The sequence below is a fragment of the Rhizobium sp. M10 genome, assembly GCF_002531955.1.
Taxonomy (GTDB): Bacteria; Pseudomonadota; Alphaproteobacteria; order Rhizobiales; family Rhizobiaceae; genus Rhizobium; species Rhizobium etli_C.
The window spans coordinates 45,493-60,726 of sequence record NZ_NWTA01000026.1 but is presented as its reverse complement, the minus strand read 5'-3'; the positions used below and the strand labels follow the sequence as shown (position 1 = coordinate 60,726).

The 15,234-nt window shown below is 62.5% G+C and carries 13 protein-coding genes; 11 read left to right on the top strand and 2 right to left on the bottom strand.

The window, feature by feature from the left end:
- Positions 1 to 999 carry a LacI family DNA-binding transcriptional regulator gene (locus CO671_RS28370; RefSeq protein ID WP_097608756.1) on the bottom strand — a complete coding sequence of 333 codons (999 nt, stop codon included), beginning with the start codon at positions 997 to 999 and terminating at the stop codon, positions 1 to 3.
- A 242-nt stretch (positions 1,000 to 1,241) separates the two neighbouring features.
- On the opposite strand from CO671_RS28370, the gene CO671_RS28365 reads away from it, so the two are divergent.
- From CO671_RS28365 to CO671_RS28315, 11 genes are all read left to right on the top strand, one after another.
- Positions 1,242 to 2,558, top strand: coding sequence for an MFS transporter (locus CO671_RS28365; RefSeq protein WP_097581029.1), 1,317 nt, complete (start codon positions 1,242 to 1,244; stop codon positions 2,556 to 2,558).
- A gap of 69 nt (positions 2,559 to 2,627) precedes the next feature.
- Complete coding sequence (gene ltnD, locus CO671_RS28360; RefSeq protein ID WP_097608743.1) at positions 2,628 to 3,572, top strand: L-threonate dehydrogenase; 945 nt, start codon at positions 2,628 to 2,630, stop codon at positions 3,570 to 3,572.
- An 11-nt stretch (positions 3,573 to 3,583) separates the two neighbouring features.
- Positions 3,584 to 4,360, top strand: coding sequence for a 2-oxo-tetronate isomerase (otnI, locus tag CO671_RS28355; protein ID WP_097608742.1), 777 nt, complete (start codon positions 3,584 to 3,586; stop codon positions 4,358 to 4,360).
- A gap of 4 nt (positions 4,361 to 4,364) precedes the next feature.
- Positions 4,365 to 5,645, top strand: a complete 1,281-nt coding sequence (gene otnK, locus CO671_RS28350) for a 3-oxo-tetronate kinase (protein ID WP_097608741.1) — start codon at positions 4,365 to 4,367, stop codon at positions 5,643 to 5,645.
- Positions 5,646 to 5,792: 147 nt separating this feature from the next.
- Positions 5,793 to 6,629, top strand: coding sequence for a GNAT family N-acetyltransferase (locus CO671_RS28345; protein WP_010035350.1), 837 nt, complete (start codon positions 5,793 to 5,795; stop codon positions 6,627 to 6,629).
- Between the two features lie 11 nt (positions 6,630 to 6,640).
- Positions 6,641 to 8,017 carry an aspartate aminotransferase family protein gene (locus CO671_RS28340; protein WP_097608740.1) on the top strand — a complete coding sequence of 459 codons (1,377 nt, stop codon included), beginning with the start codon at positions 6,641 to 6,643 and terminating at the stop codon, positions 8,015 to 8,017.
- A gap of 219 nt (positions 8,018 to 8,236) precedes the next feature.
- A complete protein-coding gene (locus CO671_RS28335) occupies positions 8,237 to 8,950 on the top strand; it encodes an HAD-IA family hydrolase (RefSeq protein WP_097608739.1) in 714 nt (237 codons plus the stop codon).
- A 63-nt stretch (positions 8,951 to 9,013) separates the two neighbouring features.
- Positions 9,014 to 10,624, top strand: a complete 1,611-nt coding sequence (locus tag CO671_RS28330; protein ID WP_097608738.1) for an ABC transporter substrate-binding protein — start codon at positions 9,014 to 9,016, stop codon at positions 10,622 to 10,624.
- A gap of 91 nt (positions 10,625 to 10,715) precedes the next feature.
- Positions 10,716 to 11,666, top strand: coding sequence for an ABC transporter permease (locus tag CO671_RS28325; protein WP_097608737.1), 951 nt, complete (start codon positions 10,716 to 10,718; stop codon positions 11,664 to 11,666).
- Positions 11,663 to 12,529 (top strand): ABC transporter permease, encoded by an 867-nt coding sequence (locus tag CO671_RS28320; protein ID WP_097608736.1) that lies wholly within the window; start codon positions 11,663 to 11,665, stop codon positions 12,527 to 12,529. Before CO671_RS28325 ends, CO671_RS28320 begins: the two co-directional genes overlap by 4 nt.
- Positions 12,526 to 14,181 (top strand): ABC transporter ATP-binding protein, encoded by a 1,656-nt coding sequence (locus CO671_RS28315; protein ID WP_097608735.1) that lies wholly within the window; start codon positions 12,526 to 12,528, stop codon positions 14,179 to 14,181. Before CO671_RS28320 ends, CO671_RS28315 begins: the two co-directional genes overlap by 4 nt.
- A gap of 281 nt (positions 14,182 to 14,462) precedes the next feature.
- Here the strand turns inward: CO671_RS28315 and CO671_RS28310 are convergent, their stop codons facing one another.
- A complete protein-coding gene (locus CO671_RS28310; RefSeq protein ID WP_097608734.1) occupies positions 14,463 to 15,146 on the bottom strand; it encodes an aspartate/glutamate racemase family protein in 684 nt (227 codons plus the stop codon).
- Between the last annotated feature and the right edge of the window lie 88 nt (positions 15,147 to 15,234).

The window sequence follows — 15,234 nt, the reverse complement described above, 5'->3', positions numbered from 1 at the left end:
TCAGGCAGTTGCCCCCTCGATCAGTTCAAAGCCGAGATCGACGGCCTGGGGCGGCGCGTTGGCGACGATCAGTTGCGCGGCTACCTCACCCGTCGCCACGCGCGGCGTCCGGATCGTCGACAGCGGCTGCGGTATCGCCCGGCCGATATCGAGGCCGTTATAGCCGAAAATGGCGAGCTGCGACGGGATCGAAACCCCCTGAGCCAGACAATGAAAATAACCGCCCAACGCCATGTCGTCATTGGAAAAATAGACGGCATCGAGATCGGTCGCCCGTGCAAGCAGTCGCTCCAGCCCCAACCTGCCGTTCTCCACCGAGGATGGGCCGGCAAGAATTTCGTGGGCGACCAGGGGCGTGCCGTTGGCGTCGAGCGTTTCGCAAAAGCTGGAAAAGCGCTTCCCGGCGCGGGTGTCACGGTTCAGGTCGTGACCGACATAGCCGATCCGTCGGTAGCCACGCCTGAGCAGGAAGGCAGCGCTCTCCCGCCCGGCCGCGCGGTTCGAGAAGCCGACCGCGATGTCGAGCGCATCCCCGTCCAGATCGAGCAGTTCCACGACCCGGCAGCCGCTGGCGCGCAGCATCTTCGCCGTGCCTTCGGTATGTTCGTATCCTGCCAGCATCACCGCCGCCGGCCGCCAGGCGAGCATCGCGGCGGCGAGCGCTTCCTCCTTGCCCGGATCATAGTCGGTCACCGAAAAAACGGCCTGATATCGGTTTTCCTCCAGAACGGCGCTGGCGCCGCGCAGCACATCGGGAAAGACGATGTTGGACAGCGAAGGAATGACGAAAGCGACGAGGCGCGAACCGGTGGAGGCCAGCGTTCCGGCGATCCGGTTCGGCACATAGCCCAGCCGCTCGACGGCGGCCATCACCCGCTCCCGGGTCTTGCCTGAAAACGAGCCATGATTGCGCAGCACGCGCGACACCGTGCTCTCGCCGACGCCGGCCGCTTCCGCGACCTCTGCAAGGGTGACCGTCGCCTGGTGTTTGAATTCCATCGTCAATTTTGAACCCGACATGAGGCAGCTTCCGGCGCGCAGCGGTCTGACAACACCGTCGCTAGGCAGGCTTCATTTTTCACCACTTCAGGCAAGAAGCAAGATTTTTTTGGCAGCGTTGCCAATTTGCGGTTGGCAGCGCTGCCATAATGAGTTAACAAGAATGGCAGCGCTGCCAAAAAGGCTCAGCGTGCCGCGGGAGGACCAGTTGGAGACCGCGGCAACGATCGGAGGAGAGAATCATGACGCTGCATACAGAGGCGCCAATCGCTGGCGCATATCCCGCAGAGGCGACGGAAGACCGCGCCTATGGCAAGGTATTCTGGCGCATCGTGCCGTTTTTGATGTTGTGTTACGTCGTCGCTTATCTCGACCGGGTCAATGTCGGCTTCGCCAAGCTGCAGATGTCGAGCGAGCTCGGCCTCTCGGAAGCTGCCTATGGCATCGGTGCCGGCATTTTCTTCATCGGCTATTTTCTGTTTGAAGTGCCGAGCAATATCATCATGAACAAGGTCGGCGCGCGGGTCTGGATCGCCCGCATCATGATCACCTGGGGCGTCATCTCCGCCGCCTTCATGTTCACCTCGTCGGAAACCGTCTTCTATGTCCTGCGTTTCCTGCTGGGCGTGGCCGAGGCAGGATTTTTCCCCGGCATCATTTTATATCTGACATCCTGGTATCCGGCGCATCGCCGCGCCAAGATCATCACCACCTTCATGTCCGCCATCCCGGTATCCGCCATTTTCGGCAATCCGCTTTCGGGCCTTCTGATGGACGGCTTTCACGGAACGCACGGGCTTTCCGGCTGGCAATGGATGTTCCTGATCGAAGCCGTTCCGGCGATTCTTTTCGGCATCGCGACGTTCTTTTATCTTGATGATAGGATCGCTGACGCGACGTGGTTGGACGATGAGGAAAAGCGGGTGCTGACGGCCAATATCGAGGCGGAGAATCAAGCCAAGACGGCAAGCCCGCACAGCATCTCGGGCACGCTGACCGACCGTCGCGTCTGGCTGATGTGCCTGATTTATTTCTGTTTCGTGCTCGGGCAATATGGCCTGAATTTCTGGATGCCGACCATCGTCAAGGCTTCGGGCGTCAGCGGAAATCTCAACATCGGCCTCATCTCCGCCATCCCCTATATCTGCACATTCGTCGCCATGCTGGCGCTCGGGCGTTCGGCCGACAGGCTGCGCGAACGCCGGTGGCACCTCGTCGTTCCGGCTCTCATCGCCGCCGGCGGCTTCGTTGCCGCAACGATCGCGACGAGCACGACGGTATCGATCATCTGCCTCTCGCTGGCCGCGGCGGGCGCCATCAGCTGCGCACCGCTGTTCTGGTCGCTTCCGACCGCCTTCCTCGCCGGCACCGGCGCTGCGGCCGGCATCGCCTGGATCAATTCGGTCGGCAATCTCGCCGGATTCCTCGGACCGTTTCTAGTCGGCTATCTGAAGGACTTCACCGGCACCAACAGCGCCGGCATGTATCTGCTGGCGGCCGCACTGGTCATCGGTTCGCTGGCCGTGTTGACGGTCCCGGCGAAAACCGTCAATCGCTAAACCACAGCCCCTCCGGGACGGCTTCCGGAGGGGCACGGATCTTTCCTCACGAGACTGGAGAACCTCCTCATGACACCGCTTGCTGAAAACCCGGGCCTTGCCGTCGTCGTGGCCGTTATCGGTCTTGGTTCCATGGGGCTGGGAATGGCCCGGTCGATGAAGCGCGCAGGTCTCGACGTCGTTGGATATGACATAACCCCGGCAGCGGTGGACCGCTTCGTCGCCGAAGGCGGACGTGGCGCGGCGACCCCAGCCGACGCCGCCAAGGACGCCCACATCGTCGTCTCCGTGGTGGTCAACGGCGCACAGACCGAGACGGTGCTGTTCGGACCGCAGGGCGCTGCGGATACGATGAAGCCCGGCGCCGTCTTCATCTCGTCGGCGACCATGGATCCAGCCATCGCGCGCGACCTGGCGGGGCGGACGGAGGCCCTCGGCCTGCACTATCTCGACGCGCCGATTTCAGGTGGCGCGGCCAAGGCCGCGCTTGGCGAGCTGACGATCATGGCTTCCGGCTCCAGGCAAGCCTTCGATACGGCCCGCCCGGCCCTCGACGCCATGGCCGGCAAGGTCTACGAGCTCGGCGACGCCGCCGGAACAGGCGCTGCGTTCAAGATGATCAACCAGCTTCTCGCCGGCGTGCACATTGCAGCCGCATGCGAGGCGATGAGCTTTGCCGCCAAGCAGGGCCTCGACCTCGACAAGGTTTATGAAGTCATCACCGCCTCGGCCGGCAATTCCTGGATGTTCGAAAATCGTGTCCCGCATGTGCTGGCCGGGGACTATACGCCGCTCAGCAGCATCGAGATCTTCGTCAAGGATCTCGGCATCGTCCAGGATATGGCCCGTTCAGAGCGTTATCCGGCACCGCTCGCGGCAGCCGCCCTGCAGATGTACCTGGCGGCCGCCGGCGCCGGCATGGGCCGTGACGACGATTCCTCGCTCGCCCGCCTCTACGCCCAGCTTTCCGGCGCGCAATTGCCCGGCCCGGCCAAAGAACCGCAGAGCCGATAAGGAACATCGATATGCCCGCTTTCGCCGCCAACTTGACGATGATGTTCAACGAATGGGACTTCCTCGACCGCTTCGACGCCGCGGCCGATGCGGGGTTTTCCGCCGTCGAATACCTCTTCCCCTACGAGGTCGCACCGGAGGCGATCGCCGAACGGCTCGCCCGCAACAATCTGCGGCAAGCTTTGTTCAACCTGCCGCCGGGCGACTGGGGTGCGGGCGAGCGCGGCATCGCGGCTCTTCCCGGACGGTTCGACGACCTCAAAGCGGATGTCGAGCGGGCATTGGACTATGCGGCGGCGACGGGCGTCAGGCGATTGCACCTGATGGCGGGTATCGCCAACCCTCATGACCAGGAGGCTGCCTCTTCCTACCGGCGCTCCGTCGCCTACACTGCCGGCCGGCTTGCGGAAAAAGGCATCGATCTCCTGCTGGAGCCGATCAATGGGCGCAACATGCCGGGATATTTCCTCAACGATTTCGCCGCCGCCGAGCGGCTGATCGCCGAAGGCGGCCTGCCCAACCTGAAGCTGCAATTCGACGTCTATCACCGTCAGATCCTCCATGGCGACGTGACGATGGCACTGCGGCGCCTGCTGCCGATCACCGGCCACATCCAGATCGCCAGCGTGCCGTCACGCAACGAGCCGGACGGGGAAGAGCTGAACTATCCCTATCTGTTCGGCGAAATCGACCGGCTGGGTTATGACGGTTTCATCGGCTGCGAATATATCCCGCGCGGCCGGACGCTGGACGGCCTCGGCTGGTTCAAACCTTTTGCACGGAGTTAGACGGATGGCTATATCGCTTGGATCGATCGCAGACGACTATACCGGCGCGTCGGATCTCGCCAACACGCTGACGAAGAACGGCCTGCGCACGGTGCAGACGGTCGGCATTCCCGATCCGTCACTCGCGCTGCCGGATGTCGATGCGGTGGTCGTCTCCCTGAAGATCCGCTCCGTTCCGGCTTCGGAGGCTGTGACCGCCGCGACCAAAGCTGAGCGCTGGCTGCGCCAGCAGGGCGCGGACCATGTGCTTTACAAGATCTGTTCGACCTTCGATTCCACCGATGCCGGCAATATCGGCCCCGTCACCGAGGCCTTGAGCGAGGCTGCGGGCGGCGGCGGCGTGCTGGTTACACCGGCCTTTCCGGAAACGGGGCGCACCGTCTATCTCGGCCACCTCTTCGTCGGCGGCCAACCATTGCACGAAAGCCCGCTCAAGGACCATCCGCTGAACCCGATGCACGACGCCAATCTCGTGCGCGTTCTCGCCCGGCAATCGCGCGGCGCCGTCGGACTGATCGATCTGGCAGCCATCGCGGCCGGACCGGCCGCCGTCAAGGTGAAGCTCGACGCGTTGTCCACGACGGGCGTGACCATGGCTATCGCCGACGCGATTTTCGAACGGGATCTGGAAACGCTGGGCGAAATCGCATTGGAAACACCGGTGTCCACCGGGGCGTCCGGGCTTGGCCTCGGCCTTGCCCGCGCGCTCGTGCGCTCCGGTCGCATATCCGGCCGCGCGACAGATGAAGACGTCATTCGCCCTGTGGGCGGGCTGTCAGCGATCATTTCCGGCAGCTGTTCGAAGGCGACGCTGCGCCAGCTCGACGTCGCCGAGCAATCGATGCCGGTGCTGCGGCTTGATCCCGAGCGGCTGCTGGCCGCCGGTCCGGATCAAATCGCCGCGGCGATTTCCTGGGCAGGAGAGCGTATTTCTGCCGGCCCGGTCGTGGTCGCCGCGAGCGCGGCGCCCGAAACCGTCTCCCGGCTGCAATCGCAATATGGGCGGGAGGCCTCCGGCCACGCGATCGAGACCGCCACATCGATCATCGCCGCCGAACTGGTGGAGAGAGGCGTGCGGCGCCTCGTGGTCGCAGGCGGCGAAACCTCGGGAGCCGCAGTCGACAGGCTCGCCATTCCAGCCTTTCTGATCGGCCCCGAAATTGCGCCCGGCGTGCCGGTGCTGCGCACGGTCGGCAATGCGCAGGGCGACATGCTGCTGGCGTTGAAATCAGGAAATTTCGGCGGCGAAGATTTCTTCACTGCGGCGCTGACGATGATGCGGTGACAAGGTTTGCGAAGGGCTCGGTCCTCCAGCATAAGATGCGGCAGCCGGTGATCGCAAAGCCATAAGATACTGCCTGAACCACGGCCTTCAGACGATCTGCCCGCCGGCGCTCCGGCAGACTGGCGGGCAGGATATGAAGGACGGTCTATGCAAACACGTCAAATCGAAATCGCCGCGTTCGGGCCCGACCATCTCGACGCCGCCGTCGCGCTCTCCCGACAGGCCGGCTGGCCGCATCGGACGGAAGACTGGCAGATGGCCCTCGCCTTGAGCGAGGGAATGGTCGCAATCGAAGACGACAGGGTCGTCGGCACTGTGCTCGTCACGCCATACAAGCAAGATTGCGCGACCATCAACATGGTCATCGTCGACGAAACGATGCGCGGCCGTGGCCTCGGCCGCAGCCTGATGGACGCCGCGCTGCAGATCGCAGGCGACCGGCCGCTGAGGCTGGTCGCGACGACGGCCGGCCTGCCGCTCTATCAAAAGCTTGGTTTCCACGAAACCGGAACCGTGCTGCAGCACCAGGGCCTTGCCGGAGACATCCCTGCGCCGGCCGGCACGGACGCCGCCACCGCCGACGACTTCCTTGAAATCATGGCGCTCGATCGTCTTGCCTTCGGCGCCGACCGCGAAGATCTGCTCTCCTATCTCGCCAAGGTCGGCGAATTTGCCGTCATTCGCCGCGACGGCGGCGTTTCAGGCTTTGCCTGCCTGCGTGCCTTCGGGCGCGGCGAGGTGATCGGACCCGTGGTTGCCGCGGACATCGAGGACGCCCGGAAACTCATCGAACATCACATCGCCAGACGATCAGGGCGCTTCCTCAGAGTGGATACCACTGATGAGGTCGGACTTTCTCCATGGCTCGCCGACCACGGCTTCGCCCATGTCGGCGGCGGTATCGCGATGAGAAAACCATCGGTCGGCCACGCCGCTGCCCCTGCTGCCACCACCTTCGCCCTTGCCAGCCAGGCGCTCGGCTGATCGGAGACCCCATGTACGCCAATTCGCTCATCGAACTCGACCGCGCCCATCTCATCCATCCGGTGGCCTCCTACCGCAGTCATGAAAAGCAGGGCGTGCGTGTGCTGGCCTCGGCCAAAGGCGCAACCGTCACCGACGCCTCCGGCAAACAGCTGATCGACGGTTTCGCCGGCCTCTGGTGCGTCAATGCCGGTTACGGCCATGAGAGCATCGTCGAGGCGGCGGCCCGGCAGATGCGGGAACTTCCCTATGCAACCGCCTATTTCGGCCTCGGCTCCGAGCCGGCGATCCGGCTTGCCTCGGAACTCGCCGACCGGGCGCCGGGCGATCTCAACCATGTATACTTCACGCTCGGCGGCTCCGACGCGGTGGACAGCACAATCCGGTTCATCCGTTACTACTGGAATGCCCGTGGACGGCCCGAACGCGATCAGTTCATCTCGGTCGAACAGGGTTATCACGGCTCCTCGACGGTGGGGGCGGGCTTGACCGCCTTGCCTGCCTTCCATGCCGGTTTTGGCATCCCCTTCGACTGGCAGCATAAGATTCCGTCTCATTACGCCTACCGCAACCCTGTCGGCGATGATCCGCAGGCGATCATCGAAGCCTCGCTGGCGGCGCTAGAAAGCAAGGTCGAGGCGATCGGGCCGGAGCGCGTCGCCGCCTTCTACGTCGAACCGATCCAGGGTTCGGGCGGCGTCCTTGTGCCGCCGAAAGGCTGGCTGAAGGCGATGCGCGAATTCTGCCGCGAGCACGACATCCTTTTCGTGGCCGATGAGGTAATCACCGGCTTTGGCCGCACCGGACCGCTGTTTGCCTGCAGCGAGGAAGGGGTCGTGCCGGATTTTATGACGACCGCCAAGGGCCTCACCTCCGGCTACGTCCCGATGGGCGCCGTCTTCATGGCCGATCACATCTATGAAACGATTGCCGAGGGTGCTGGTGCCGCCGCTATCGGTCACGGCTACACTTATTCGGCCCATCCCGTCAGCGCCGCCGTCGGTCTCGAAGTCCTGAAGCTTTACGAAAACGGCCTGCTCGACAATGGCGTCAGGGCCGGGGCGCGGCTGATGCAGGGCCTCCAATCGCTGAGAGATCACCCGCTCGTGGGTGATGTCCGCGGCCGCGGCATGCTCGCCGCCATCGAGCTCGTCGTCGACAAGGTCAACAAGACGCCGCTGCCGGCATCCGCCGAACCCGCCCGCCGGATCTTCGATCGCGCCTGGGAAAACGGGCTCGTCATCCGTGCCTTCGGCAACGGTGTCCTCGGTTATGCGCCGCCGCTATGCTGCACCGAAACGGAAATCGATGCGATCGTTGAGCGCACCCGCACCACGCTGGACCAGACGCTCGAGGACCCGGATGTGCGCCGGGCGCTGCAGGCCTGAGAATACCGCGAAACGGTCAGATTCGGTATTTTGTGCCGCTCCATGGCGTCTTTTCGGAGAATTCGGCGCGGTGCAGGTGACAAACTGAAATCGACGAAAGGCCCGGATCCCGACAAATTGCGGGCCTTCCATACAAGAGCGGGACGATGATCCCGCCGGGAACAGAATATTCTTCTTTGAGAAGCGCGCTCAATCGGAGCCGAACACTGGGGAATTCGCGTGAGCAAGAGCCTTCCGGAATTCAAGTACCTGACCTTCGACGTCGTCGGCACGCTCATCGATTTCGAGGGCGGCCTCAAGAGCTGTTTCGCCGAGATCGCGGCCGAAACGGGAAATGAAATCGATGGCGAGCAGGCGCTCAGCCTCTATCGCGAAGCCCGCTACTCAGACGACGCCGACCTCTTTCCCGACGACCTCGTGCGCGTCTACCTCGCAATCGCGCCGAAGCTCGGCCTGCCCGCCGATCGCAAATATGGCGAGCGGCTGCGGGACTCGGCGAAAAGCTGGAAGGGTTTCGCAGACAGCGCCGCAGCCCTGGCAAGGCTGGGGCAAACCTACCGCCTCGTTGCGATGACCAATGCCCGCCGCTGGGCCTTCGCCTTCTTCGAGAAGGAGCTCGGCAATCCCTTCCATGCCGCCTTCACCGCCGACGATACCGGGACCGAGAAACCCGATCCCGCCTTCTTCGAGACGGTCTTCGCCTACATCGCGTCGGAAGGGCATTCGAAGGATGACATCCTGCATGTCGCCCAGAGCCAGTATCACGATATCGGGATTTCCAGGAAACTCGGGGTGACCAATTGCTGGATTGAGCGGCGGCACGCTGAGAAGGGTTACGGCGGCACGATCGAACCAGCCGAGTTCACGACGCCCGACTATCATTTCACGTCCATGGCCGGCCTTGCCGATGCCGTGGCCGCCGCGCGCGCCTGACTTTTAAAACCGGATCGGGCTCGCCCTGCACGGCCGCCCGCCACAGAAGAAAAGGGGAATGAGATGAACGACAAGATCACCAATTGGACCAGATCCGACGACGCCATGGTCGAAACCGCCATCCGTCGTGGCGCCACCCGCCGCGAGCTGCTGCATATGATGCTCGCGGGTGGCGTCGCCATGTCCGCCGGCGGGCTCGTGCTCGGTCGCGCCGGCAAGGCGCTCGCTGCCACGCCCGTTTCCGGCGGGGCGCTGAAGGCGGCCGGCTGGTCGTCCTCGACGGCCGATACGCTCGACCCCGCCAAGGCATCGCTCTCCACCGACTATGTCCGCTGCTGCTCTTTCTACAACCGCCTGACCTTCCTCGATAAATCAGGCACGCCGCAGATGGAGCTCGCCGAAGCCGTGGAATCCAAGGACGCCAAGACCTGGACGGTCAAGCTGAGGAAGGGCGTCACGTTCCATGACGGCAAGCCGCTGACATCAGACGACGTGGTCTTCTCGCTGAAACGCCATCTCGACCCGTCGGTCGGCTCGAAAGTTGCCAAGATCGCCGCTCAGATGACGGGCTTCAAGGCGATCGACAAGCAGACCGTCGAGATCACGCTCGCCAATGCGAATGCCGACCTGCCGACCATCCTTGCGATGCATCATTTCATGATCGTCGCCGATGGCACGACCGATTTCACCAAGGCCAACGGCACCGGTGCTTTCGTCAAGGAGGTCTTCGAGCCGGGCGTGCGCTCGGTCGGGATCAAGAACAAGAATTACTGGAAATCCGGCCCGAACGTCGATTCCTTCGAATATTTCGCCATCAGCGATGACAATGCCCGTGTCAACGCGCTGCTGTCGGGCGATATTCACCTGGCATCTGCGATCAACCCGCGCTCGATGCGCCTCGTCGAAGCCCAGGGCGACGGCTTCGTCCTGTCAAAGACGACCTCCGGTAACTATACCAACCTCAACATCCGCCTCGACATGGAGCCCGGCAGCAAGCGGGACTTCATTGAAGGCATGAAATATCTGGTCAACCGCGAGCAGATCGTCAAATCGGCGCTACGCGGCCTTGGTGAAGTCGGCAACGACCAGCCGGTTTCCCCCGTCAACTTCTATCGCAACGCAGATCTGAAAGCGCGGGGCTTTGATCCTGATAAGGCGAAGTTCCACTTCGAAAAAGCCGGCGTGCTGGGACAGTCGATCCCGGTCATCGCCTCGGATGCGGCGAACTCCTCGATCGACATGGCCATGATCATGCAGGCTGCAGGCGCCGAGATCGGCATGAAGCTCGATGTTCAACGCGTTCCGGCCGACGGCTACTGGGACAATTATTGGCTCAAGGCGCCGATCCATTTCGGCAACATCAACCCGCGCCCAACGCCGGACATCCTGTTCTCGCTGCTCTATGCGTCGGACGCGCCCTGGAATGAAAGCCAGTATAAGTCCGAGAAATTCGACAAGATGCTGATCGAGGCGCGCGGCCTGCTCGACCAGGAGAAGCGCAAGGCGATCTACAACGATATGCAGGTCATGGTGGCCCAGGAGGCCGGCACGATTATCCCGGCCTATCTCTCCAACGTCGACGCAATCGCTGCCAAGCTCAAGGGCCTGGAAGCCAACCCGCTCGGCGGCCAGATGGGGTATGCTTTCGCCGAATATGTCTGGCTCGAAGCCTGACGAAAACAGACGGGGACCGGAGCAGCCGCGCCGTTCCGGTCCCTCCATTCGTATTGATGGATTCAACTCGAACGCAGAAAGGGAGGCGCCCGTGAACACTCACGTCTTGTCCCTTGTGCTGAGCAGATTGCTCGTCGCCGTGATCACGCTGGCGATCGTCTCCTTCGCCGTCTTCTTCGCGACAACGCTCCTGCCGGGAGATACGGCGACGATCCTGCTCGGCCAAGCTGCCACCCCGGAAGCCGTCGAAGGCCTGCGCAAGGCCATGCATCTCGACGAGCCCGCACTGTTCCGTTTCCTGCGGTGGTCGATCGGGCTGCTGCAGGGTGACCTCGGCACGTCCTATGCCAACGAAATGCCTGTCGCCAGTCTCATTGCCGGCCGCTTCGTCAATACGCTGAAACTTGCCGGCGTCACCGCGCTCTTCTCGGTGCCGATCGCGCTGATGCTCGGCATCACCGCGGCGATGCTGCGCGGCAGCCTCTACGACCGGATCGTCACCGTAATCACTATCGGCGTCATCTCCGTGCCGGAATTCATGGTGGCGACGTCGGCCGTGCTGATCTTCGCCGTCTATCTGAAATGGCTGCCGGCGCTCTCTTTCGCCAATGAGGTCCATAGCCTGACCGACATTATGCGCGTCTACGCCATGCCGGTGATCACCCTGACCTTCGTCGTCTCCGCGCAGATGATCCGCATGTCGCGGGCAGCTGTCATCGAGACGCTCAGCACACCCTATGTCGAGATGGCCTTGCTCAAAGGCGCCTCGCGGCCGCGCATCGTCTTTCGCCATGCGCTGCCCAACGCACTGGGGCCGATCGTCAATGCCGTTGCGCTGTCGCTCTCCTATCTGCTCGGAGGCGTCATCATCGTCGAGACCATTTTCAACTATCCCGGTATCGCCAAGTTGATGCTCGATGCCGTCGCCACCCGCGACCTGCCGTTGATCCAGAGCTGCGCGATGATCTTCTGCCTTGGTTACCTGCTGCTGATCACCATCGCCGATATCGTCGCCATCCTTTCCAATCCGAGGCTCCGATGACAATGACCCGTTCCGAGACCACTTCCGACCGGCCGTCCGGAGTCCGGCTCGGCTATCGCTTCAACATCGTCGGCGCGATCGGCCTTGCCGTCATCCTCTTGTGGTCGCTCGTCGCGACCTTCGCACCGTGGATCATCCCTCATCCCGTCGGCGAGATTGTCGATCTCGACTATTTCGGCCCGATGAGCCGGGAACTCTGGCTCGGCTCCGACTATCTCGGCCGCGATATGCTCTCGCGGATTCTCATGGGTGCGCGTTATACGGTCGGCATCTCGCTCGCGGCGGTGACGATCGCCTGTTTCAGCGGCGTCGTGCTCGGCATGATCGCAGCCGTCGCCGGCGGCTGGCTGGACACGATTCTCAGCCGCTTCCTCGACGCCCTCAACTCTATCCCGAGCAAGCTTTTCGGCCTGGTGGTGGTTGCCGCAGTCGGCTCCTCGATCCCGGTTCTGATCCTGACACTGTCGGTGATTTATATCCCCGGCGCCTATCGCTTCGCCCGGGCACTCGCCGTCAACATCAATGCAATGGATTTCATCACCGTCGCACGCATCCGCGGCGAGAGCACCCTCTATCTCATTCGCTCGGAAATCCTGCCCAACATCGTCGGGCCGGTGCTTGCCGACCTCGGCATCCGCTTCGTCTTCATCGTCCTGCTGCTGTCCGGCCTTTCCTTCCTGGGTCTCGGCGTCCAGCCGCCCTATGCTGATTGGGGCGCACTCGTGCGTGAGAATATCGGCGGTCTTCCCTTCGGCGCGCCGGCGGTCATGTTTCCGTCGCTTGCCATTGCCAGCCTGACGATTAGCGTCAACCTGCTGATAGACAACCTGCCGCAGAAAATCCGCGATCGGAGCGAGTCATGAGCAATTTCATCGAAATCCGTGACCTCAAGGTCGAAGCAACCACCGATTCCGGCCGACGCGTCGAGATCATCAAAGGCGTCAACCTTGACGTTGCCGAGGGCGAGATCGTTGCGTTGATCGGCGAGAGCGGCTCCGGCAAGACGACGATTGCCCTGACCCTGATGGGCCATACCCGGCCGGGCTGTCGCATCTCCGGCGGCAGTGTTTCGGTCGGCGGTAAGGATGTAGTCAGGCTCGGCGAAAAGCAGCGCGCCAAAATACGCGGCACCGAGGTCGCCTATGTGCCGCAATCGGCCGCCGCCGCCTTCAACCCGGCCACATCGATCATGGATCAGGTGATCGAGGTCACCCGTATTCATCAGCTGATGTCGCCGGAAGATGCGCGTGCCAGGGCGATCGAGCTCTTCCGGGCGCTGTCCCTGCCCGAACCGGAAACGATCGGCAGCCGTTATCCGCATCAGGTTTCCGGCGGGCAGCTGCAGCGTCTGGCTGCCGCCATGGCGCTGATCGGCAACCCGACACTTGTCATCTTCGACGAGCCGACGACGGCGCTCGATGTGACAACCCAGATCGAAGTGCTGCGTGCTTTCAAATCGGTCATGAAGAAGGGCGGCATATCAGGTGTCTACGTCTCCCACGACCTTGCCGTCGTCGCGCAGATCGCCGACCGCATCGTGGTGTTGAAAGGCGGGGAGACCCAGGAAACCGGCACCACCGAAGAAATCCTCAACAATGCCAAGCATCCCTATACCCGGCAGTTGCTTGCGGCCTTCGAGCCGAAACCGCGCGGCGCGGCAGGCATCGCCGAGAGTGCGACGGCGCCGCTCCTGAAGATCGAGGACGTCGTTGCGGGTTATGGGCAGCGCCAGGCCGACGGCCTTCCTCTCGTACGCGCGGTCGAGCATGTGAGCCTGACAGTGGAAAAAGGGCGCAACCTCGGCATCATCGGCGAATCCGGTTGCGGCAAGTCGACGCTTGCCCGCACCATCGCCGGCATCCTGCCGGCCGCAGTCGGCAAGATCGTCTTCGACGGCACGGAACTGCGCCGCAATGCGCGCGAGCGTTCACGCGATCAGCTGCGCGAGATGCAGATCGTCTTCCAATATGCCGACACCGCGCTCAATCCGGCAAAATCGGTCGAGGACATCCTCGCCAGGCCTCTGGTTTTTTACCACCGCATGGATCGACAGGCGCGAAACACCAGGATCGATCAACTGCTCGACATGGTGCGCCTTCCCCGCAATCTGCGCCACCGCCGGCCGGGAGAACTCTCTGGCGGACAGAAGCAGCGCGTCAACTTCGCGCGGGCGCTTGCGGCCGATCCGAAGCTGATCCTTTGCGACGAGATCACCTCGGCGCTCGACACCGTTGTCGCTGCCGCCGTCATCGACCTGCTCAAGGAATTGCAACGCGAACTCGGCCTTTCCTACATCTTCATCAGCCACGACCTGTCGGTGGTGGAGGCAATCTGCGACGAGATCGTCGTGATGTATGGCGGCCGGAAAGTCGAGGAAATCACCCCCTCGAAAGTGAAGGCGCCACAGCATCCCTATTCGCAACTGCTCTTCTCCTCCGTGCCGACACTCGACCCGGCCTGGCTCGACGGGCTCCAGCAGGATCCGGAATTGGTGCGGAGCTATTGCCGCCACTGAAGTCAGACCCGATGGTGCGGCTCGCGGTAGACTGCCTTGTCTAGACAATGCCGCGCCGCCTGATGCGCGAGACCTTCTTTGGTCACTGCTTTGCGAGCAGGATCGCGCAGCATCAAGCCGGCCTGTTTCGAACCGCTGAAAACCGGTGAACCGCTGGCCTAAAGCGCGTCGCATCAAATTTGATTCATGCGACGCGCTTTAACCCATTGTTTTTATGCATGTCGTTGTCCCGGAACCGCTGCACACTTCCGGGCGACATGCATTAACTGCGCGCACTTTCTTCAACGCGCGAGCGCGTTCAGTGCGGAGGACATGTGTAGGACGCCAAGCTCAGGGCTAGCAAGTACCGGCACCGATGCCTCGCTCATTTTATTGAGAGCATTCGCCATTGACGCTTGAGCAAGGACAACCACGTCGACGCTGCCCACGAGTGAAGCGAGGCCGTCACGTATCATTGCATCATGCGCCGCCCTGTCCCCGCTTCGCAATTTTTCAAAGGCGCCATCACAAAGACGACCGGTCACGGAAGCCTTATGCCCCATTCTTTGAGCATGGCGTTCAATTAGCCGGGTTGTAGGATTCATTGTCGTAGGCAGAGTTGCAAGGACGCCAATTCGGTTCCCGCGCCGGATCGCCTCAATCGCCATGCCATCATCTATCCGGAAGAGCGGGACGGGGCAGAGCGACATTGTCGCATCCACTGCAGGACCGAGTGAGGAACAGGTGACGAGGACCGCCGAAGCCCCTGCATCCACCGCCGACCAAATGTGACCCGCTAGCCGCCGCATAGTTTGAGGTGACAACGCGCCTTCACGAATTGTGTTTCCCAGCAGGCTCTCATCTAACATGTTGAACGAGCGCCAACTGGGCAGATGGACACCGACGAGTTCGTTAAATGCGGGGATGATCCCGGGAACCGTATGGATCATAGCAAGCGCTGGGCAATCATTAATTTCCGTAGGCATGGCTTAGATCTCTATTTTGGTTGTGCGCGCGCATCAATTGGAGCCGGCAGCAGTCGGGTTGATGTGGCCCTGAACCCGGCATCTGTCG